Source organism: Myxococcales bacterium, assembly GCA_016720545.1.
GTDB lineage: Bacteria > Myxococcota_A > Polyangia > Polyangiales > Polyangiaceae > JAAFHV01.
The window spans coordinates 420858-441833 of sequence record JADKKK010000006.1 but is presented as its reverse complement, the minus strand read 5'-3'; the positions used below and the strand labels follow the sequence as shown (position 1 = coordinate 441833).

Here is a 20976-nt window from a genome sequence, read left to right as displayed (position 1 = left end):
TGTTGGTCACGCGCAGAGCGCCGACAATCCTCCAGGTGGAGGAGGGCTCGTCGGTCCGCGTCTTCAGATGCCGTTCTTGGTCCGCACGAAGCCCTCGAGGCTCGCGAAGTCGGTGGTCGACACCGCGCCCCTGTAGATGAGCACGTCGGCCAGCTTGTTGGCGAGGTTGTGCGTGATCGCCGCTCGCCCGCCCACTTGCAGTGGGCTCACGCTGTCGACGCTCCGCGGCGTCGCCGTCAAGGCGGCCACCTGCGTGCCATCGAGGCGAAGGGTGAGCGCGTTGCCGGCGCGCCGCATCGCGAGGACGTGGAGCTTCCCGTCCGCGACGGTGCTGCCCGCGCTCGCCGTCAGGATGAGCCCCTCGCCCGCGAGGCCGGCGCCCGGACGCCCGCCGCCCGCGAGGTTCCCGTAGACCTGGAGTCCGTCGAAGGGCGGCACGGCCACGTCGGGAACCTTGTAGAGTACACCGGCAAGTACGTTCGAGGTGGTCGGTTCCATGCTGCACACGACCACCACGGTGAGGTCGCCCACGCCGAAGTCGAGCTTGTTGCCGACGGTGGCCGCCGGCGAAGCGAGCCAGGTGGAGTCGGAGAACACGAGCACCGGCTTCCCCCCGAGGTTGCCCTTCGCCGGCTGGTTCGCGGCGGTGGCCTGGGCGACCGCGAGGCCCGCCGGGGACTTGTCTGCCCAAGCGCTCACCTTGCCCGCTGTGTCGGTCACGCCCTCCGCCGGGTCGAGCCACAGCGCGAGGCCGGGCACGGCCTTCGGGTCGAACGCGACCGGCGCGTCGGGCGCGCTCGTGTCGGGCGTGCTGGTGTCGGGCACGCTCGTGTCCGGCGCGCTCGTGTCCTTCACGCTCGCGTCGGGGACGGGCGTGGTGCCCGTGCCTGTCGCGGTCGCGGTGGGCGCGCCGCCGTCGGCCGCGACGGGGGAGTCACCGACGCAGCCCGCGAACACGCCCGTCGCGCCGAGGACGAGAGAGACTACGAGGAGGGATACGTGCTTCATGGCTTCTCCGCAGGCGCGCGCGCGCGGGTAAGCGGACGCACACCTCATTCTATGAGTTCACTCAGGGCAACGGGAGCGCCCCACACGGGCGCGATCCGCGCACTTCAGCACCTTTCCCGGTCGGCGTCGCCTGGACAACCCTCCAGGTGGAGGATGGATCTCCGGCGCTCTCGCAGCGGTCGGGCGAGCGCCGTCGGTGTACAGGACCACGGCCGTTCGCGCGAGGGATCCCGTGACCGCGCGAGGCGTGCGGCGTACCCTGAATCGTCATGCGCCTAGACGTTCACGCCCTCCGAGCGCTCGCTCGCTCCTGCGTCGCGGGGCTCGTGGCCGCTTGCGTGGCCGGCTCGCTGGGCGGGTGCTCCGGCGCCACCAGCGAGGTCGCCGAGTCGGAGGACGACATCGCGCGGCGCAGCTACCGCTTCGTCGACGCCAACCCCGAGGTCCCGCTCTCGCCCGTCGCGCGGCAGAAGATCCAAGAGGCGCTGAAGGTGCTCGCGCGCGTCGCCGCGCGGCGGGAGGCCCCCGCGCTCTCCCGTGAGCTCGCGCGGCTCACGGTGGACCGCATCGGCGCGGGCGACGTGCTCTTGGGGTCCATCGCGGGCGCGCGGGGCATCGATCGCTGGCACATGTGCAAAGACTACAAGCTGCCCGCGTGCAAGGGCGCCCCGCCCGATCCGGCCGACCGCACGTGGCTCGGAGACGCGTCCCTCGGGGCCACCCTGGAGAAGGAGCTCGCGGGCTACCAGTGGGGCAATCGTGTGTATTTTACAATCGACGAGGAGCTCGCGCCGGGCGAGCTCGCGGCGACCCTGGTGCACGAGGTGAACCACGTCGCGAACCGCTCGGAGTGCAGCTACTACAAGGACATCGACGCGCACACGGTCGATCCGAACCGCGCCTTCGTGGAGGAGTTTCGGGCGTTCCTGGCCGAGTGCTTCGTCGCCGAGGCTTCGCCCACCGCGGCGCGCTGCAGCGAGTCGGCGCTCGCCACCACGAACACGTACGGCTTCCGCTACGATCTCGCGGTGATCTCGCCGGCCGAGCCGACCGCCCTCGCCCTCGCGAAGAAGATGACGAGCGGCGCCGAGCTTGGACACCTCACGCCCGAGGCCGGGCGATGGCCCCAGACGTTCGTAGGGTGCCCCGCGCGGTGAGCGAACGCGCCGCGGCGGCGCGCCGCGTGGTGATTGTGGGTCAGGGAAACCCGAGCCGCCACCCCGAGCCGTCCGCGCGCTCGAGGATGGCCCACTTGAGGAGCACGCCGACCTCGACGAAGCCCGTGGACGCGCCGCCGCCGCCGCCGTAGAGCCTCCCGCCGCCGCCGTAGAGCGAGACCACGGCGATCGAGGCGAGCCCGCGCACGCGGAAGCCGCTGGCGCCGGCGGCGAAGTCGTGGACGAACCCGGCGTCGACTCCGAAGAGCCAATAGCCGATCTCGCCGCCCGCGCTGAGGCGGCTCGACCTGCGCGCGAAGTCGTGGAGCATGTCGACGTATCCGCCGTACCAGAACCCGTCGGACCACTGCACGACGCTGGCCTCGCCGCCGAGGAGCGCGCCGACCCCTTGGCCGCCGCCCCCGGCCGCGCCGAGGTTCAAGCCAACCGGGACGCGGGTGGTCTCGACCGGAAACCAGGAGCCGCTCGCGCGGGCCTCGGACGTGGCGACGAGCGACGACAGCGCGACGACCGCCGAGACGAGCGACGGGTGCGTGTGGCGAGAGTGTGTAGGACGCACGCTTCCCTATTGCCACGACCACGTGCCGCCGCGCCACTGCTCTCGGCTGTGAATTGCCAGTTTCGGGTGGTGTTCGGCGCGAGCGAAGCTTGCCTGCCGGGCCCCTCGAAGCTGAGCAGCGCCTTGGGCGATGTCGTCGGAGGCTACCGGCGGTTGGCGAGCCAGTCGAAGACCGTGGCGAGGCCGGAGGCCAACGGCACCTGAGGCTGCCAAGCGAGCTCGGCGCCCGCGCGAGCAATGTCGGCGAACGTGGCGTCCACGTCGCCGAGCGGCTGAGGCTCGTGGATGAGCTCCGAGGAGCGCCCGGAGGCGGCGGCGAGCGCCACGACCAGGTCCGAGAGCGTGATCGGAGAACCCGAGCCGAGGTTGAAGGCCCGGAAGCCCGTGGAGGTGCGCCGCTCGGCGGCGAGGACGCCCTGGACGATGTCGCTAATGTGGGTGAAGTCCCGGCGCATGGAGCCGTCGCCGAAGATGGGCAGCGGGTCGCCTTTGAGCAGCGCGCGAGCGAACTTCGTGATGGCCATTTCGGGGCGCTGCCGCGGGCCGTACACGGTGAAGAACCGGAGCGCGGAGAAGCTCATGTCGGGGACCCGTCGCGCGCAGGCGAGGGCCAGCAGCTCCATGGAGCGCTTGCTCGCAGCGTAGGGAGACGCGGGCTCGATCGAGGGGGCGTCCTCGCGGGCGGGGAGCGGCGTGTCGTTGCCATACACGGAGGAGCTCGACGCCGCGACGACGCGCAGGATGCCGCGCGCCGCGGCGGACTCGAAGACGTTCACGGAGCCCTCGACGTTGACCGCGACGTAGCGAGCGGGGTCGAGGAAGGAGGGGCGCACGCCCGCGAGGCCGGCGAGGTGGACGATCGAGGTGGCGCCGTCGAGAGCCGAGTCGACCGTGGCGCGAGAGGTAACGGAGCCCTCGATGATCCGGACGGCGTTGGGGAAGTCGGCGAGCAAGTCGGCGGCGTTGCGACGCTTCTCGACCTCGGGGTAGGGCGCATCGCTGAAGTCGTCGAGGACCACGACCTGGTCGCCGCGAGCTGCGAGGGCCCGCGTGACGTGAAACCCAATGAAGCCCACGCCTCCGGTAACGACCATCCTGGCCATAGATCCCCCCTCGGTCAGCGATGCGAAGCTCTATCGGCGGGTCGGACAGGATTGTCAGTCACGCCCACGCCCTGATACCGAAGGCCAGCGCGAATGACGTCGAAAGGGCGCCAGATGTTTCGCGCGTCGACGAGGACCGGGGGGTCCCGAGCGGCCCTGGGGCCATTCGCCTCTTCATCTCGGCGAAGTTGGGCGCGCGGTAGCTGCGCCACTCGGTGAGCAGGACGACGGCGTGGGCGCCGTCGAGCGCGTCGTAGTCGCTGAGAGTGACCGCGACTCGGCCGCCCATGACGGCCGCGAAGTTGTCGTTGGCCTCCGGGTCGTGGCCGACGACGGTCGCGCCGGCCTCGAGCAGGGCGTTGGCGAGCTTGACGGACGGCGCCTCGCGGACGTCGTCGGTCTCGGGCTTGAACGCGAGGCCCCAGAAGGCGACCCGCTTGCCGTGGAGGTCACCGAGGACCTGTCGCACGAGGGTCGCGATGAAGGCGGCCTGCTCCTCGTTGGCGAGGTGGGTGGCCTCGGCGAGCCGCATGGGCACCCCATGCACCTTGCCGAGCGCCGCGAGGGCTTGCACGTCCTTGGGGAAGCACGAGCCGCCGTACCCGGGGCCGGAGTAGAGGTACTTCTTGCCGATGCGCGCGTCGGTACCGACGCCGAGGCGGACGGCGTGGATGTCCGCGCCGGTGGCGTGGCACAGTCGGGACAGCTCGTTCATGAAGGAGACCCGCATGGCGAGCATGGCGTTCGACGCGTACTTGACGAGCTCGCTCGAGCGCGGATCGGTGACGACCACGCGCTCGCCGGAGAGCTGGAGGGGCGCGTAGAGGTCGCGAAGGACCCGACGAGCGTGCTCGCTGCGCGCGCCGAGGACGATGCGGTCGGGCTTGAAGAAGTCGGCGACGGCGTCGCCTTCGCGGAGAAACTCGGGATTGGAGACGACCTCGAGCTCGGCGTGCGCGTCCGCGATGTGCCCTTGGAGCGCGTCACACGTGTCGACCGGCACCGTGCTCTTGACGACCACGAGCGCGGCGCTCTTGGCCTCCCGCGCGATGGTCTCGGCGGCGGTGAACACGGCGCTCACGTCGGCGGCGCCGTCCGGCCTCGGCGGGGTGCCGACCGCGATGAAGTACGCGTCCGCGGTGTCGAACGGGGCGCTCACCTTGGTCGCGAACTGCAGCCGCTTGCTCCGCTGGTTGCGTCGCACCAAGTCTGCCAGCCGTGGCTCGTAGATGGGGATCTTCCCCTCCTCGAGCATGGCGATGCGCGCGGGGTCGATGTCGACCAAGAGGACCTCGTGGCCCAGATCGCTCAGCCCCGTCCCGGTGACGAGACCCACGTAGCCCGCGCCGAAGACGACCAATCGCATGAGGCCGCTTATCAAAGCGAGCGCCCCGCTGCAATTGCGAAAACGTAGGGTTTCGAAGCGGAATCACCACACGATGCTCGCGCGGAAGCCTCATGAATTCTCTGGGCTAGCTAGCGAGCTATAGCTGGCACCCCGTTGATCAACGGACCGAGCCCGCGCGCCGTCCGCGCGGCATCGGGCAAGGCGCGATCCGAGGAGCCCGCGGAGCCTACTCTTGTACTCTTGTAGGTGAGCAGGCACCGGAGGAGCGCGACGCAGCCCGTGCCGTTGCGGCGGCGCGGGGGCGACGGGAGCAAATCGACGGCTGCTAGGCCGCCCACAGCTCGGACGCCGCGTCGTACAGCTGGCGCGCCTCCGCCCGAGTGGGCAGGCCGCAGCGCTCGCGCAGCTCGGGACCGGGCTCGCTCCGTGCGACGCCCTGACCGAGCGCCCGCGCGGCGGCAGCCTCCGCCTCACGCACCTTCGCGCGGCCCTCGTCGTCGAGTCGCGACGCGAGCCACTCGGAGACGTCCCACGCCAGCTCGGCGTGGCGGAGCTCGTCCTCGGCGATGCTCGTGAACAGCCGCCGCACGCGGTCGTCGGTGGCGTTCCTGGCCTGGTAGCTCGCCACGAGCGCGCCGAAGGTCTCGCGCACGCAGCCCTCCACCGCGTTCTCGACGGCGATCGCTTCGAGCGAGCGTGGCGTCATGGGGAGGTCGCCGAGCGCGTCGTCGGTCGTCGCGGCGCCGCACGCGGCGCGCAGGTGCGAGAAGCCCGCGGCGTGCCGGACCTCGTCGCGCGCAGCGGCCTCCGCGCGGACCACCAGCGCCGTCGGCGCGCCGTGCGCATGGAGCTCGTCTGCGAGGCGCAGGAACGCGGGCACGCTGGCGGCCTCGAGGCTCCGCATGGTGCCGAGGTACTGGAGCAGCTCGGACTCGTCGGTCGCGGCGCGCGGCGAGAAGCCCTCCGGGCGGCGGCCCGCTACCGCGCAGCCCGCGTCGGGATCGCGCAGGTCGACGGTGGTCTTCACGGTCACGACGCCCGCCGGCGTGACGGTGAGGACGTATCCCATGTACTGGTTCAGACACTCGGTCGACTTGCGCGCGACGACCTCGAAGGCGCCGGCCACCTCGCGGACGCTGTCGGGGCCGCAGAGCGGCTCGTACCCGTCGGCGCTCACGAGCAGCTTGGCCTCGCTGCCGGTGTCGATCGGCCCGAGAAAGGCGAGCAGCTCCGCGCGGGTGGCCACGACCGTGACGTCGGCCCCGCTCTGCACGACCAGGTAGCGCGCCATCGGGATCTGCCGACCACCCGTGGGCGGGAAGAGGTCCTTCGTGGACGAGGCCTTGGTCACGGCGGCGTCGCAGGCCGCTGGATTGGGCGCGCCGCCGCACCGGGTGCCCGCCGAGGCGATCGCGGTCGACGTGTCGGGGACGTAGCCGCCGTCATCGAAACGGAGCGTGGTCTGCCGAAGCTCCACGTAGTTGAAGGGTTTCGCGGGCTTGGCGCTCGTAAGGCCCTTGGTGAGGTCCTCGAGAGTGCACGAGGCGGGCTTGAAATCGATCGCCGCGTCTGCCGTCGACGAGTCGCCAGGGGGCGGCGCGCCGTCGGGGAGGGAACCGTCCGGCGCGGGGGGCGTCGTCGCCGTGGTCGTCGTCGTCGTCGTAGGGCTCGGCCCGACCGCCCCGTCGGGCGTGTTCGTCGTGGTCGTTCCGCCGCAGGCCGCGACGGAGGCTGACGACGCGACGAGGCTGGCGAGGGCCGTGGCAAAGAGCGTGCGGAGGCGAAGCGATTTCATCCGGCAAGCTTAGCAAGCGCCGAGCCACTGGCAATTGAGCGCGATTGCACCCTCCCGCTCGCTCGTTCAGCCGCCGTCGTCGTCGGCGTCCGCCGATCGCGGCCACGAGAAGCGCACGACGGCGCGGACCGAACTGTCGAGCTGTCGTCTCGCTGACGTTCGGCCGGATTCGAGGCCGAGCGGCGCGCGTGAGTGTTTCTATACATACGGGCGTGTGGGGGGCACACTCAGCACGAGGCCCGCGGCCATCAGTGCCTGCGATCCCGCGAATCGGCGCCAAAGATGCGAAGAGAACACTCTCCATGAGCACGATCCTCGTCACGGGCGCGGGAGGCGGTCTCGGCTCCAACGTGGTGCGCGTGGCCCTCGCCAGGGGGCACGTGGTGCGCGCCCTCGTCCGCGACGAAAGAAAGGCGCGCCTGCCCGACGGGGCGGTCGCCATCGTAGGCGACGCGCTCGACGTCGCGTCGATGCGGCGCGCTGCCGAGGGTTGCGAGGCTGTCTTCCATCTCGCCAACGTCGCCATCGGCAAAGACTGGGTGCCACTCACTGCACGGCTGCTCGACGCGGCGCTCGCGGCTTGCGAGGCCTCGGGCGCTCGGCTGGTCTTTCCGGCCAACGTCTGGGTCTACGGGCGCGGCACGCCCGGCAAGCTCGTGGCAGAGGACGCGCCGCTCGCGCCGTGCTCGCGGCTCGGCGAGGCCCGTCGCCACAAGGAAGAGAGGATCCGCGCCGCCGGGATCCGCTGGACGATGATCCGCCTGCCCGAGTTCTACGGGCCGCACGTGCAGACGCTCACCGGCCGCCCTCTGCAGGCGATCGCGCAGGGTCAACGAGGGCGATGGTGGGGCCCCGCGGACGCGACCATCGAGCTCGTCTACATGCCCGACGCCGCCGAGGTGCTGGTGGCCGTGGGGCTCGCTGACGGCAGCGATGGCGAGCTGTTCCACCTGCCGGGGGTGGCGCACACCACCGCGCGCGGGTTTCTCAGCGCGGCGATCCGCGTCGCTGGCATGGGGAATTTCTCGGTCATGCCGACGGCCCTCGTGCGCGCGGCGGCGCTCGTGCATCCCCTCGCGCGGGCGTTCGTCGACATCCTGCACCTCTGGCAGCAGCCCATCCTGCTCGACGGCTCGAAGCTGCGGGCACGCTTCCCCGAGCTCACCATGACGAGCTACGACGACGGCCTCGCCGCGACGCTGGCGTGGCACCGCGCGACGCCCGACGCGCGCATGTATTGAGCCGCGGGCGTGGCGTGGCGGCGCGGTCACGCTCACACCGGCCGCGAGCCAACACCGCCTCCTCCCGCGGCGAGCCCGTCAGTGCTTGTCTTGGCCGCCTTCGCTGCTCGCGATGATGTCGACCATGGCGTCGACCACCCGGAGCATGGCCTCGCGCGACAGGCTCTCGGCGCGAAGGCGGCGCGTGAGCGCCTCCGCCAGGTGCGCCTCACGCGTGGCGGCCTCCTCGCGCGAGGGCGCGGGGGGTCTGGCGATGGTCCGGTCCTCAGGGGCTTCACCCGCCGAGTCGGGCGTGGCAAACCACAGCTCGAAATCGCTGATGTGCACGCGATCTCCGCGGGCGAGCTTGACGCTTTGGCGCGCTGGGAGACCGTTGACGTACGTCCCGTTCACGCTGCCCAGGTCGCGAATGACCACGGCATCCCCTTCGACGTGCGCCGTCGCGTGGTGCTTCGACACCAGCGAGCAGAGCAGCATCACGTCGTTGTCGGGGCTCCGACCAATGCTGACCGGCCGATTGCCGCGGAAGGTCTCCTTCCGGGGCTCGTCGCCCCGCCTCCGTGTGAACACCGTTATCACACCCACCAGCTTAGCAGCCGGGCTACCGCGCCGGAAGGTGACGGGGCGCGTCGAGCGTCAGCACACCGGCCTCGACGACGCAGGGCTGCTACGGTGTCCAGGTGAACGACGTCATCCTCGAGACGCTCCCGCTCGGCTTCCCTTGGGTCACCGTGGACCCGTTCCTCTTCTGCGTGCACCACGACGATCCGTACCCGCCGGGCAACGCCGCCCTCGGGCCGGCGGCCTCTCTCTCGGGGCGCTCTCTGGGGCAGGACTTCGATCCGAAGAACGGCTGGCGCATGTACCACGGGGAGACGGTCCCTGGCTTCCCCCAGCACCCGCACCGCGGCTTCGAGACCGTCACCATCGTGCGGACGGGGCTCATCGACCACGCCGACTCGCTAGGCGCCGCGGCCCGCTTCGGCGCGGGCGACGTCCAGTGGCTCACGGCGGGCGACGGCATCGTTCACTCGGAGATGTTCCCGCTGCTGTCGCAGGAGGCACCCAACCCCCTCGAGCTCTTTCAGATATGGCTCAACTTGCCTTCGGAGAAGAAGCGCGCGAAGCCCCACTTTGCGATGCTCTGGAGTGAAGGCATCCCGCGGGTGCAGGCGACCGACGCCGCGGGTCGCACGACGACCGTCACCGTGATCGCCGGGGCGCTCGCGGGGCAAGCGCCGGGCGCGACGCCGCCGCCACCCGAGTCGTGGGCCTCACGCGAGGACGCCGAGGTCGCCATCTGGTGCATTCGCATGGAGGCCGAGGCGCGGTGGACGCTGCCCCCTACTGCCCGTGAGGACACGGTCCGCACGCTCTACTTCTTCAAAGGGCCTTCGCTCGGGATTGGCCATCAACGGCTCGAGGCCCACGCGGCCGCGGTGGTGCGCACCGACGCGCCCGTCGAGCTCCGGGCGGGCGCCGACACGTGCGAGATCTTGGTGCTCCAGGGCCGCCCCATCGGCGAGCCCGTGGTGCAGCACGGCCCGTTCGTCATGAACACGCGCGCGGAGATCGAGGAGGCCTTCGCGGACTACCGCCGCACGCGCTTCGGGGGCTGGCCGTGGCCCGCCGACGATCCGAACCACGGCCCGACCGAGGGCCGCTTCGCGCGCCACGCCGACGGGACCCTCGAGCGCAAAGAGTGACCAGGCCGCCGCGCGGCCGGGCGCCGGCGTGAATCAGCGTCGCGAGACAGTCCGCTGACTTACGTGAGCTCCATGACGCGCTGCTCGAGGCCTTTGCCCTTGGTCACGCCGCTGATGCGGGCCTGGTTGTTGAGGAGCACCCACAGGACCTGACCGATGACGGTCTCGGCGTCGACGGTGCCGCGCTCGAAGTAGACGGCGATCTCGCTCTTCTCGTCGTCGAACTCGACCCGCTTGATCATCGGGAGCGCCCGCAGCTCCTGAAGCGGAACAGGCCCCGGCGCCAGCTTGATGTGCACCTCCTGCGACGACGCCGTGAGCTCGGCGATCGACCCGTGCGCGACCACGCGGCCGCGGTCGAGGATGGCCGCGCCGTCGCACACCTCCTCGAGCTCCTGCAGGTTGTGGCTCGACACGATGAGCGTGCAACGCCCCTTGCGCGACTTGATGATCTGCCGGACCTCGTAGGCCACGCGCGGGTCGAGGCCCGCCGTGGGCTCGTCGAGGAGCACGACCTCGGGCTCGCCCAGCAGCGCCTGCGCGAGCTGCACGCGCTTGGCCATACCGTGCGAGAGCTGGCTGCAGCGGAGCTTCATCCAGTCGCGGCCGTCGACCTCGGCGAGCACCGACTCGACCTCCGCCCGGATCTTGTCGGAGGGGATGTCCTGGAGCGCCGCCATGTGCGAGAGAAACTCGCCCACGGTGTCGGTGTTGGGGAGCAGCGCGTCTTGCGGGAGCACGCCGAGGCGGCCGCGCAGCTCGTCGACGTGCGAGGGCGTGAACCCCAGCACCTCGACCGCGCCCTCGGTCGGCTGCAGGAAGCCCGCCATCATGGAGAACGTCGTGGTCTTTCCGGCGCCGTTCGGGCCGATGAGGCCGTACACCGAGCCCGCCTTGATCTTCAGCGAGATGCCGTCGACCGCGGTCTTCACCCCGAAGCGCTTCGTGACCTTGGTGAGGCGCACCGCGATCTCGGCGGTCTTCTTGCCCTTCTTCTTGGGCGCGGGCGCGACGAACTCCTTGTCCTCGTAGGAGGCCGCCTGCGCGGCGGTGGGCTCGGCGGCCTTGGCGTTCTTGGCGTCGCCGTTCGAGGGCTTGGGGGCCTCGGCAGATTTATCCGATCTATCGGCGGGCGCGTCGACGGGCTCGGTCGCGGCGCCCTCCGCTTCGGCCGCCTCGGCCGGAGGCGGCGGCGCGTGCTCGTCGCCCTTGGCGGTCGTGGTCTCTTCCGTCGTGCTCATCAGACGTCCCGCTTGGCGAAGATGAAGGTGCCGCCGCCCACGCAGAGCGTGGCCATGAGCGCGCAGGCTCCGAAGCCCCCCGCGGCCGTCCACAGCTGCGGCGAGAGGAGGAGCTTGTCGTAGAAGTTCGGGTAGAAATAGAGGAGCGCGTTGGTCTCGGAGGCGATGCCGATCACCCACACGAGCCACAGCGCGAAGTTCACGGCGAACGTGGTCAGCAGCGCGACCATCGGCATGCGGAAGAACGAGCTCACGAGCACCGCGATGCCGCACCACGCCGCGCTCATGGGGAGCGACACCACCCAGAACCGCACGCCCCACGACAGCGTCTCGGCGGCGGTGGCCTCCCCGCGGAAGATGCACACCGCCCAGATGAGCGCGTGGATGGCGAGGGTCACGGCCGAGACCGTGCTCCAGAGACCGAAGAACTTGCCCGCGAAGTACGAGCCGCGCCGGGTGCGGAGCGTCCAGTAGCGCACGCTCTTGTGCTGCATGTCGCCGGAGAACGAGTCGAAGCCGAGCAGCGCGATGAGCATCGGCGTAAGCCAGATGGTGATCATGAGGCCCGCGTAGAGCACCTCGGGCGAGTCGGCGATGTACTTGGCGGTGGTCTCGCCGTAGACCGGCGTGAGCGCCTTGACCCGCCCGTCGTGGATGAACTCCTTCACGGCGCTGGCCGTGACCTCCACCGAGCCCTGCGTGGTGCGGGCGGCCTCGTCGATCTGCCCGCGCTTGAAGGTCTGGAACTTCACGAGCAGGAGGGCCGCGCCGAAGCTGCCGATGAGCGAGATGAGCAGCAAGACGATGCCCTTCACGCTGCGGAAGTTCTTGCGGAGCTCTCGCAGCAGGATGAGCTGGACTTCTTTCAACGGATTCACGGAGGCTCCCCCTTGACGGGCGCGCGGGCATCGCGCGGGGCGTTACGGTAGTGGGCTTTCAGAAAAGCGCAAAGGGTTCGCCTCTTCGCGTGGCGGCGAGCGTCCGTCGACCACGGGCGCGGCGCGGGCACGTCGCGCGCCGTCGCGCGCGCGTCCACGGCCCGAGGCGCCGCGCGTCACCGCGCCGCTTCGTACGTGTCGCGCCACCTGTGCGCGAGCGTCTTGCTCGACGCGTGGAGCCACGCGCGGAGGTCGTCCTTCTTGACCGAGCGCCAGTACTTCGACTGGTGCCGCGCCATCACGCTCGCTTGCGCCCGCAGCACGTCGATCGTGGCCTTTCCGCCCTTCGGATCGAGCTTTACGCTCTTCTTGGTGGCGCGGTCGCGCACGAGAAACCGCCCGCCCAAGAGCGAGACATGGAAGTAGTCGTCGTTCGGCGAGCCGCCCCAGAACGTGGACTTCAGCGTGGTGAGGCGCGAGGCGATCGGCAGCTGCTTCGAGTGGCGTCCGAAGGCGGCGCCGGGCGTCGCGGTCTCCTTGAGCTCGAGGATCGTGCGCCGCGTGGCCGCGCCGCTGCCCTTCTCGACGAGGAGCCAGTAGCGTCGGAGGCCGCCGCTCCCCCCCGCGTTCCGGGCGAAGGCGGCGAGGTCGAGCACGCGGTAGGTGGAGAGGGTGGGGTCGGCTCCGGCGACGCGGAGCACGGCCTCGCGCTCGGGCCCTTCGAGCGCCGACAGCTCGCCGCCTAGCGCGAGGGAGTCGCCTCGGGTCCAGTCGGCGAGCACCGAGGCGCGCACGGCGGCCCAGTCGGGCGCGGCGGAGCTCGTCAGCCACACCGCGCGCAGCGGGTCCTTCACCGTGTCGACGTACTGCTCGAGCACCTCCGCGCTGAGGTCCTTGTCGTCGAAGTAGAGGCGGAGCACCGCGAAGTAGCGGGCCGCGTCGAACGCGATTGGGCAGTACCCGGCGTCGTCGAGGTCGTTGAACGAGAAGACCGTCGCGCCGCCGACGTTCAAGAAGCCGAAGTTGTCAGGGTGCGCATCGCCGAAGCAGAGCCCCTCCGCCCCGAGGATGCGCTTTGTTGGAATCTGTAGTAGATCCGCGTGGTAAGCCGCGGGGTACGCGCGCATGAAGAGCACGGAGCTCTCGAGCGACGCGTCCCATTTCTTGCTGAAGGCCGCCTCGTCGAGGTTCGCGCTCGCCGCGCGAATGAAGCGCCGGTCCAGGTCGTCGGCGAAGTCACGGTCTTCCAGGGGGTCGGCCGACGAGCGGAACGAGGTCAGATCGCTCTCGAGGTCGTCGGACATGGGCGTCTCATCGGCGGAGCAGGCGAGGCCGAGCGACGCGCCAGCGGCGAGGACCGCCGCAACGACGACGGAGCGCACGCCGCGGACGCCACGTCCCCGACTGCCACCGCGCGTGCCAAAGGTCGCGGACTTCACAGCGTGTTGATAGCGCACTCCGGCCACCGCGCATGCCCGAAAGCGCGTCATCCGCTATCCGCGGCGCCGGCGCGCGGCGAGCCCGACCCCGAGGGCGGTCGCGAAGAGCAGGGCGGCGCCCGCGTGGCCGCTGGGCGAGCCCGCGTTCCCCGGCGCGCGCACCGCGCAGCCCGAGGTCTCGGTGGGACCGGCGGCCGCGGGAGGCGCGGCGGGAGGCGCGGGCGCGGGCGCGGGCAGCGCGGGGGGCAGCTCGAAAGCGACGCTCTGCGTGCCGTAGTAGCCGTCTTGATCGCCGTTGTTCGCGATCTGCACGTAGACCTCCTTCACGCCCTCCGGCAGGTCGAAGGTGATCGACGAGGCCTTCGCCTCGAGCGTCAGGTTGAGGTCGGCGTCGCTCGTGACCCTGGCCGTCGTGGTCCAGGTGATGGGCGCGTCGAACTTCACGAGCACCACGGGCGTGAACGGCGTGCCGCCGCCGCCGAACAGGCCGCCGCCGCCGCCGCGGTCGATGACCTTGAAGGAGTAGGTGGCTCGGAGCGCGCCCGCCGGGATGGCGGCCTTGAGCTGCACGATGCCCGGGGCGAGCTCGCGCTGGCCCACCGCGGCCTTGCCCGGCGCGGCGTACGGGCCCCCCTGCGGCGCCTCGACGGGCTTGCCGTCGAAGGTGCGCACGCGCCCGCAGAGCGGGAGCACGCCGCGCCCGGTGAACGCCGCCTCGAGCACGGGCTTGGCCGCCGGCAGATCCGCGCCGACGGTCGCGAGGAACAGCTTGGCGAGATCCATGTAAGATGCACGGCTGCGGCCGGCGTTCGTGCGCATGCTCTTGTAGATCGCCGCGTCGAGCTTCTCCCGATCGGCCTCGGGCAGCTTCGTGCGAGCCTCCCAGAGGGCGCCGGAGAACAGGGTCGAGTCGAAGTGCACCTCGCCGACGATGGCCGAGTCGCAGGTGTCCTTGTTGTCGAGGGTGCGGATGACGCGCGCCGTCTCGGAGAAGTCTTTCGAGGCGTACTCGCCCACGTCCGCGTCGCCGGTGATGGCCGACGAGAAGTAGTCGGCGAGGCCCTCGTTCATCGCGCCCGGCGCCGCGCTCGCGCCGCGCGGGTCGATGGTCCACGCCCCGAGCTTCAGCGAGTGGTCGACCACCGCGTGTCCGAGCTCGTGGTAGACCACGTCGCCGTCGTAGGCGTAGTCGCGGCGCGGGCCCTGGCCGAACCACATGGCGCCGTCGGAGAAGCCGTAAATCTGCCCGAAGATGTCGCCCAGGCCGCCGCTCTTCGGGGAGAAGAACGCGTTCTGGAAGGGCTCGAGTGGCTTGTTCGGATCGCCCGCGCTCGCGATGTCGCCGGTCTGGATGCCCGCGGCGAGGCGGAGGTTCGCGATGGTGCGGAGCGGCTTGTCGGCGACCACCTGCGCGTCGGCCACGCCCTGCAGCTTGCGGAAGAACTCGTACGCCCGGGTGGCGTGGTAATACATGGAAACTTCAGCGTATTCGTCCTCGGCGGCCCCCGGATCGGGCACGTCTTTGGGGGCGTACACGAAGGCGCCCGCGGCGTTCGGGACGGCGAGCTGCGCGAGGCTGCACACGTGGACCTTCAGCTTGAAGCCGCTGAACGAGAGGTCGCGCACCTCCTTGCGGTCGACACAATTGAACGTGGCCAGGAACGGGTTCTCGAGCTTGCCCGCCACCGGGTCCATCGCCAACGGCAAGAGCTGCAGGGGCTTGCTCTTCTCGGGGTTCGAGGCGTGCACCTGCGCGTCCACGAAGGTGCGCATGTCGCGCGCCTCGAGCAGCACGCCGTCGTTCGCGTCGACCAGGAAGCGGGGGCGCGCGCCGGACGCGAGCGGCGCGGACGGCAGCACGGCGTACGCCAGCCGCGGCCCTTCCCACGTGTGCGTGATGAGCAGGTAGGCGTCGGCGTCGGTCACCGCGATGTGGAACCTGCGCGCGACCACGTCGGCCGCCTCCGCGCGGGTGAGCCGCGGCGACGTGGTCGCGGGGAGCGCGCTCGGCAGCTCGACGGAGGAGAACACGGCCTCGCCCCTCCGATCGAGCCGCACCGTGGCGCCGTAGCCGACGACCGGCAGCCCGCGGTACACCTCCCCGTACGAGAGGATCTCGTCGCCGTCCCCGAAGCGCTCGCTCGAGGTGCGCACCAGCGAGAGGCCGGGCGTCTGCGACGCCGGCGCGAGCGCCTTCAGGACCGCGCGGGCCTTCGCGTCGCCGCGGAGGGCGCGGGAGCGCGCGTCGAGCCGGGCGGGCGTGCCCGCGAAGAGCCGCGCCTGGCCGCTCTCGTAGACGAGCGCGCCCCCGTCCTCAGCGCCCGCTGCGGTCTCGGCGCGCGCCGGGGTCGTGAAGGTGCTGCCCGCGGCGAACGAGGCAAACGAGGCGAGTACGGAGGCGACGACGGCAGCGCGCATGGACGGTTCCTTTTCGCGCGTTGGCGGGGTGCCCGGCGAGGCGGGCATGGTGTCACCTTGCGCCGAGAGATCAAGTTGGGGGGGCCGCTCGGAGAGTGGGCGGTGAGCCCGTGCATTTCACTCGACGGGGCCCCGGGGGAGGACTACAGAGAGGGGGTCACGGTCTCACCGACTCGGAAACGTGAACCCGCCAGGCCCGAGAGGGAGCAACGGTAGCGCGGAAGAGTGTGGTGGGGCCTTTTCCCATTTTGTTCTGGCCCTGCGTGGGGGCGCGGTGCGCGGTGTGCGCGGTGCGCGGGATGGGATGCGCGCGGACGGCCACCGCGTGGGTGGGGCTTTCGTCCGCGGGTCCTTCTGCTCACCCCGAACTCGCGGCACGGCGCCGCAATGCACGCGCCGGGCGCCTTCGCCCGCAACACGAGCTCTTCCCTCAGGTCCATCGTTCCGTCCTTCCTCCAGGGCATCCCTGGACGTCGCACCTGTTACCTATGTCCTGTCCTTAAGGTGTCACCTATGTCCTGTCCTCAGACCGAGAGGGTATGCTCTCGGTCATGTGGACCTCCTCGCGTATCCCCACGCTCGTCCTCGTTAACCTCGCGATCCTCGGCGGGTGCAAGGAGCCGGAGACGCCCGCGGCCGTCGAGCTGCCGCCACCGCCCGCCACCGCAACATCTCCCTCGCCCGAGATGCCTCTCGCGACGTCGGCGCCGAGCGCGAGCGCCGCGCCGAGCGCGAACACCGTCCCGTCAGCGATGACGGCACCGACGACCGTCGCGACGACGGCACCGACGACCGTCGCGACGACGGCACCGACGACGCAGGCGGTGGCGAAGCCGTCGAAGCCCGTGGTCGGGAAGACCTGCCGGACTGACGCGGACTGCGGTCCGCCGCTCAGTTGTGCCCTCGGCTTCAACGGCGCGACCTTCTCGAAGACCGGGACGTGCCAGGCGGGGCCCATCATCTACGAGGGGCGGCCGCTCGTCGTGGACGGCGAGGTGCACGTGGCGCGCGCCGAGCCCGAGCGCGGCGCTGCGCCCGCCGAAGACGTGGAGGGCGGCCTGCTCGAGGCCACCGACGAGCGAGTGCCCGCGGCGCTCGCGAGGCTTCGCGCTGCGGCGCTCGAGGAGCACGCGAGCGTGGCCGCGTTCGCGCGCACGGTGGCCGAGCTCGTCGCGCTCGGGGCGCCGACGTGGCTGCTCGCGGAGACCGCGCGGGCCCTCGCCGACGAGGTGCGCCACGCGTCGGACACGTTCGCGTGGGTCGCGCGCCTCGGCGGGGGCGCGCTCCGTCCTGGTCCCCTCGAGGCCGCTGCGGCGCCGCTCCGCGCGGGGCCACGGGCGGCCGAGGCGCTCTACCGCGACGTGTTTCGCGGCGGGGCCGTGGGCGAGACGCTCGCGGCGGCCCGCGCCGACGAGGCGAGCCGCGCCGAGACGGATCCCCGCCTCGCGGAGCTCTACCGCGGCGTCGCGGACGACGAGGCGCGCCACGCGGCGCTCGCGCTGCGGACGCTCCAGTGGCTGCGCGAGACCTTTGCAGACCTCACGCATGTGCGCGACGAAGAGATCGCGGCGTTCAGGCGTGGCCAGGGCGTCCGCGAGCGAGGCCTCCTCGAGCCGCTCCTCGCCACTCTCTGAGCGGCGCAGTCGTCGGGCGGCTCAGGGCGTGAGGCAGCAGCGAAACCCGGCCTCGTAGGTGCGGAAGGCGCCTGGGTGCGCCGAGTTCGCCGAGGCGCAGCTCGGGTGAGCCCCGCCGTAGCAGCCCGCCCAGTAGCAGCCCTTCAAGACGTGCTCGTGGTTGCTCGCGTGGGGAAACGTGCGTACCACCCACTCCGCCACGTTGCCCGGCAGGTCGTGGACGCCCTCCGAAGACACACACGCCGCGCGCGCGCCGCTCGGATCGGCCTGGTAGAGCCGCGCGGCCTCGGCGCTCGCGGTGGCGCTGGGGTAGGTGGCGAGCGTCGTCCAGTTCGGGACGCGCCAGCTCTTGTCGTCGTTGCAGGCGCCTCGGCGGTACGCGTCGCCGTAGGGGAACTCGTTGCCCGACGGGCCCTCGCACGCGCGCACCCACTCGGTCTCGGTGCAGAGGCGCTTGCCCCGCCCGACACACCAGGCCTCGCCCTCCGGCGCGGTCTTGAACGCGAGTGGCCGGGCGCCGGCCTCGTTCGGCGCCTCGTACCGATCCATGCAGCTTCCACCTATTTCGATCATGCCCGTGGGGCAGCGCGCGGCGTCGGCCGCGTCGGCTGCGTCGGCCGCGGCGTCGGTCGGGCCGGCGTCACCGGACCCCGCGTCGGGTGGCGGGGGGCTGGGCAGGGGGAGCGGGGCCTGCCCGCCGTCCACCGGGCTCGCGGTCGTCAGGCTCGGCTCCTGGGGGAGGTCGAGGGCCGCGCCGCACGCGACGAGCGCGCCGAGCGCGACGGCGAGGGCGTAGACCGGCGAGCGCGCGGGGGCGGGCGTGGGCGTGGGGGAGCGCATCGGACTTCTCTCGAGCGTAGCGCGGGCCCGCTCGCGCCGCCCGCTACCGGATCCCGTCGTGCAGGGTCCGCATCATGGGGTTTCGACCGCCGGTAGGGCGCGACGGCAGGTGCCCCTGGTTCAGCGTCCACACGATGACGCCGCCGAGCCCCGCCGTCTTCACGTACGCGGCCTTCGCCGCCGCGGACTCCTCGTCTTCGTAGGTCACGAACGTGCACTTTTGCGCGCCGGTGGGCGCGGCGAAGCCGAGATACGGCACGCTCGCGACCGAGTCCCACTTTCGGGCGCCAGGCTTCAGATACCCTTCGACGATCGCCCGATAGCTCATCACGTGATCGTTCGCGAGCACCTTGGAGGTGCCGACCGTCTGGCCGGGCGCGCTCACCCCGCCGCCCCAGCAGGTGCCGTAGAACCCCGCGCCCACCCCGAGCTTCGCCGCGGGGACGCCGGCGGCGAGGTACGCGGTGACCGAGGACTTCACCGACGAGGGTGTGCCGGGGGCGGCGCCATCGAGCGCCGACGAGTGCCACGTCTTCCAGCCTGGCCAGTCTCTCGCCATGCCGTACGTCATGATGTTCAGGCGGTCGACCAGGGGCGCGAGCTTGGCGTACACCCCGGACACCGCCGCGGTGCCCGTCGCGAGCCAGTTGACGGGCATGGTCAGCAGCGCGCCGGGATCGGCCGCTCTCAGGGCGCGGAAGAGCGCGAGCAGCGCGGGCTCGTCGGCCGGGGGCACGGGCTCCCAGTCGAGGTCGTACCCGTCGTAGCCGACCGCCTTCCGGAGGGCGACGAGCGCGCTCACCAGCGTCGGGAGGCGCTTCTCGGCCGCCGCCGCGACCCACCCGTCGTGCGTGCCTTCGCCGCCCACCATGACGAGGGCCTTCTTGTTGTTGGCGTGCGCCAGGTCCACGAGCTCCTTCGCCATCGCGGGACCCTTGACCGGATCGATGGCGTACGTGGTGTCGAGCGTGCCGTCGGCCTTGGGGAGCACGGCGCCCACCGCGAGGTGCGTGAGGTTCGCCCACTCGATGTCCGCCGGGGGCAGCAGGCTGCGCTCGTAGCCCACGTAATAGGCCATCAGCCAGCGCCCGTCGTTTGCGCTTGGTGTGGCCGGCGGAGGCCCGGGCGGGGTCACCGCGGTGGGGGTGGGCTCGATGAGCTGCGGGTCCTCGCTTGGGGCGACGCCAGGCTCGCACGCGCCGACGAAGGGCGCGAGCGTGAGCACGAACGCGAGGCGCTTCAGCATACCCTTCGAGTCTTAGAGCACCTCGCGCGAATGTCGAAGACGATCGTCACGACGCACACGGGCTCGAGAGTGTCCGCGTCCGCGCCTGTTCGCGCCCGGAGGGGCGCGTCAGAGCGCCGCCCCGATGCTCAGCTGACGCCCGAGGGCGCGCACCGACGAGCGAGGGTCTCGGCGACGAGGTCGTGCACCGCCTGCGCGTGCTCCTTCGAGGTCTCCGCCGTCCAGCCCGACGTGTCGATCGGCGGCAGCACCTCGATGGGGAGCTCACCCTTGTGAAAGGTGAAACCTTTCGGCCAGATACGGTCGGCGCCGTGCACGACCACGGGCACCACCGGCAGCCCCGTGGCGATGGCCAGGTGCACGAACCCGGTCTTGAACGGGCGGAGCTTGCCGTCGCGGCTGCGCGTGCCCTCCGGGAGGATCCAGCACGCGAGGCGGTGCTTCTTCATGAGCGCGGCCGCCGCGGTGAGCTCGCCGACCGCCTGGTTCTTGTCGCCGCGGTCGAGGAGGAGGTGGCCCGACAGCTTGTAGAGCTGCCCGAGGAACGGCACCTTGGTGACCTCCTTCTTCGTCACCCCGCACCCGCCGATGGGGCACAGCCAGATGGCGAGGAACATGTCGAGCGTCGACGTGTGGTTCATCACGTAGATCGCCGGGAACTGGTCGTTGATGCCCTCGCGGTTCACGAAGGTCGTGCGCGCGCCCGACATCCACGTGACGGCGCTCCCCGTGATCTTGCCGAGCACGTTGGTGAGCTTGATGCGAAGCGTGCGCGAGGGCAGCAGCAGAAGCGCCAGCGGCATGCCGACCACCGAAACCGCGGCGATGATGCCGAACCCCGCCGCGTAGCGGGGGATCGACGACTTCAGGCGGCGCGTGGGGGGGAGCGCGGAGACGTCGGAGACGCCGGTGGTCACGGTGGTCACGCCAAGGGCGTAGCACACGTCCGAGGGGGTGTTGTGTCAGGGCTTGACCAGGTCTTCTTAGGGTCGGGCCCTCGACGCGTCGGGCCGCGCCTTGGGTCGACCTCTGTTCGACCACGACGCGCGGTGCGCACATGAGCCGATGGCGGTCTCGAGCTTCCCTGCGACCCCCTTCCTGTGGCGCCCACCGGCCAGCCCGCACCGCCTGTTGCGGGCGGAAAGAGCTTCTCCCGGTCGGCGGTGTTGCGGTACTGCCTCTCGCCGTCGGCGTCGATGCCCGGCCTGTGTATGCGCCCCGCCTGTCCGGGTCGGGCCCTCGCCGCTGGTATTTCTTGGCGTAGGCCATCATCTGCGCGGTGGTGGGGCCCGGGATGGCCTCCGTGGCCTCGTACCAAAACTTGTCTTGGCTGGGGCAGTCG

Annotated in this window: 16 protein-coding genes and 1 pseudogene; 4 read left to right on the top strand and 13 right to left on the bottom strand. The window is 71.3% G+C overall.

Annotated elements, in window-relative coordinates; translation table 11 throughout:
• Positions 1–63 precede the first annotated feature (63 nt).
• On the bottom strand, positions 64–1008 hold the full coding sequence (locus IPQ09_15590) for a hypothetical protein (GenBank protein ID MBL0195618.1): 945 nt from the start codon (positions 1006–1008) through the stop codon (positions 64–66).
• 269 nt (positions 1009–1277) lie between these two features.
• Between IPQ09_15590 and IPQ09_15585 the strand changes: the two genes are divergently transcribed.
• A complete protein-coding gene (locus tag IPQ09_15585; protein ID MBL0195617.1) occupies positions 1278–2165 on the top strand; it encodes a hypothetical protein in 888 nt (295 codons plus the stop codon).
• Between the two features lie 40 nt (positions 2166–2205).
• Here IPQ09_15585 and IPQ09_15580 read toward each other — a convergent pair whose 3' ends face one another.
• The 4 genes and pseudogenes from IPQ09_15580 to IPQ09_15565 all read right to left on the bottom strand — a co-directional run bounded on the left by IPQ09_15580 (position 2206) and on the right by IPQ09_15565 (position 6991).
• On the bottom strand, positions 2206–2745 hold the full coding sequence (locus IPQ09_15580; protein ID MBL0195616.1) for a hypothetical protein: 540 nt from the start codon (positions 2743–2745) through the stop codon (positions 2206–2208).
• Positions 2746–2888: 143 nt separating this feature from the next.
• Entirely contained in the window at positions 2889–3848 is a 960-nt protein-coding gene (locus IPQ09_15575; GenBank protein MBL0195615.1) for an NAD-dependent epimerase/dehydratase family protein, read from the bottom strand.
• A gap of 14 nt (positions 3849–3862) precedes the next feature.
• A pseudogene (locus IPQ09_15570) lies at positions 3863–5214 on the bottom strand (UDP-glucose/GDP-mannose dehydrogenase family protein).
• Between the two features lie 307 nt (positions 5215–5521).
• Positions 5522–6991 (bottom strand): ferritin-like domain-containing protein, encoded by a 1470-nt coding sequence (locus IPQ09_15565; GenBank protein ID MBL0195614.1) that lies wholly within the window; start codon positions 6989–6991, stop codon positions 5522–5524.
• Between the two features lie 302 nt (positions 6992–7293).
• Between IPQ09_15565 and IPQ09_15560 the strand changes: the two genes are divergently transcribed.
• Positions 7294–8232 carry an NAD(P)H-binding protein gene (locus IPQ09_15560; protein ID MBL0195613.1) on the top strand — a complete coding sequence of 313 codons (939 nt, stop codon included), beginning with the start codon at positions 7294–7296 and terminating at the stop codon, positions 8230–8232.
• A 78-nt stretch (positions 8233–8310) separates the two neighbouring features.
• Here the strand turns inward: IPQ09_15560 and IPQ09_15555 are convergent, their stop codons facing one another.
• Positions 8311–8811, bottom strand: a complete 501-nt coding sequence (locus tag IPQ09_15555) for an FHA domain-containing protein (protein MBL0195612.1) — start codon at positions 8809–8811, stop codon at positions 8311–8313.
• 101 nt (positions 8812–8912) lie between these two features.
• Here IPQ09_15555 and IPQ09_15550 point away from each other — a divergent pair, with 101 nt between their 5' ends.
• A complete protein-coding gene (locus IPQ09_15550) occupies positions 8913–9938 on the top strand; it encodes a pirin family protein (protein MBL0195611.1) in 1026 nt (341 codons plus the stop codon).
• A gap of 59 nt (positions 9939–9997) precedes the next feature.
• Here the strand turns inward: IPQ09_15550 and IPQ09_15545 are convergent, their stop codons facing one another.
• From IPQ09_15545 to IPQ09_15530, 4 genes are all read right to left on the bottom strand, one after another.
• Positions 9998–11179 carry an ABC transporter ATP-binding protein gene (locus IPQ09_15545; protein MBL0195610.1) on the bottom strand — a complete coding sequence of 394 codons (1182 nt, stop codon included), beginning with the start codon at positions 11177–11179 and terminating at the stop codon, positions 9998–10000.
• The gene (locus tag IPQ09_15540) at positions 11179–12057 is read right to left on the bottom strand and encodes an ABC transporter permease (protein MBL0195609.1); all 879 of its coding nucleotides are present in this window, start codon (positions 12055–12057) and stop codon (positions 11179–11181) included. Before IPQ09_15540 ends, IPQ09_15545 begins: the two co-directional genes overlap by 1 nt.
• Positions 12058–12233: 176 nt before the next feature.
• A complete protein-coding gene (locus tag IPQ09_15535) occupies positions 12234–13439 on the bottom strand; it encodes a DUF2252 family protein (protein MBL0195608.1) in 1206 nt (401 codons plus the stop codon).
• Positions 13440–13550: 111 nt separating this feature from the next.
• On the bottom strand, positions 13551–15914 hold the full coding sequence (locus IPQ09_15530; GenBank protein MBL0195607.1) for a hypothetical protein: 2364 nt from the start codon (positions 15912–15914) through the stop codon (positions 13551–13553).
• Between the two features lie 551 nt (positions 15915–16465).
• Here IPQ09_15530 and IPQ09_15525 point away from each other — a divergent pair.
• Complete coding sequence (locus IPQ09_15525; GenBank protein ID MBL0195606.1) at positions 16466–17548, top strand: ferritin-like domain-containing protein; 1083 nt, start codon at positions 16466–16468, stop codon at positions 17546–17548.
• Positions 17549–17569: 21 nt separating this feature from the next.
• Here the strand turns inward: IPQ09_15525 and IPQ09_15520 are convergent, their stop codons facing one another.
• The 3 genes from IPQ09_15520 to IPQ09_15510 form a co-directional block, all read right to left on the bottom strand.
• A complete protein-coding gene (locus IPQ09_15520) occupies positions 17570–18388 on the bottom strand; it encodes an SUMF1/EgtB/PvdO family nonheme iron enzyme (protein MBL0195605.1) in 819 nt (272 codons plus the stop codon).
• A 43-nt stretch (positions 18389–18431) separates the two neighbouring features.
• Positions 18432–19634: a glycoside hydrolase family 18 protein gene (locus IPQ09_15515; protein ID MBL0195604.1), complete on the bottom strand. Its 1203-nt coding sequence runs from the start codon at positions 19632–19634 to the stop codon at positions 18432–18434.
• A gap of 128 nt (positions 19635–19762) precedes the next feature.
• Entirely contained in the window at positions 19763–20560 is a 798-nt protein-coding gene (locus IPQ09_15510) for a 1-acyl-sn-glycerol-3-phosphate acyltransferase (protein ID MBL0195603.1), read from the bottom strand.
• Positions 20561–20976: the final 416 nt, after the last annotated feature.

Bases quoted from the DNA above. Each gene is read 5' to 3' on its own strand.
- IPQ09_15590 (MBL0195618.1), bottom strand. From the start codon at position 1,008: ATGAAGCACGTATCCCTCCTCGTAGTCTCTCTCGTCCTCGGCGCGACG.
- IPQ09_15585 (MBL0195617.1), top strand. From the start codon at position 1,278: ATGCGCCTAGACGTTCACGCCCTCCGAGCGCTCGCTCGCTCCTGCGTC.
- IPQ09_15575 (MBL0195615.1), bottom strand. From the start codon at position 3,848: ATGGCCAGGATGGTCGTTACCGGAGGCGTGGGCTTCATTGGGTTTCAC.
- IPQ09_15565 (MBL0195614.1), bottom strand. From the start codon at position 6,991: ATGAAATCGCTTCGCCTCCGCACGCTCTTTGCCACGGCCCTCGCCAGC.
- IPQ09_15560 (MBL0195613.1), top strand. From the start codon at position 7,294: ATGAGCACGATCCTCGTCACGGGCGCGGGAGGCGGTCTCGGCTCCAAC.
- IPQ09_15545 (MBL0195610.1), bottom strand. From the start codon at position 11,179: ATGAGCACGACGGAAGAGACCACGACCGCCAAGGGCGACGAGCACGCG.
- IPQ09_15530 (MBL0195607.1), bottom strand. From the start codon at position 15,914: ATGCGCGCTGCCGTCGTCGCCTCCGTACTCGCCTCGTTTGCCTCGTTC.
- IPQ09_15525 (MBL0195606.1), top strand. From the start codon at position 16,466: ATGTGGACCTCCTCGCGTATCCCCACGCTCGTCCTCGTTAACCTCGCG.
- IPQ09_15520 (MBL0195605.1), bottom strand. From the start codon at position 18,388: ATGCGCTCCCCCACGCCCACGCCCGCCCCCGCGCGCTCGCCGGTCTAC.
- IPQ09_15515 (MBL0195604.1), bottom strand. From the start codon at position 19,634: ATGCTGAAGCGCCTCGCGTTCGTGCTCACGCTCGCGCCCTTCGTCGGC.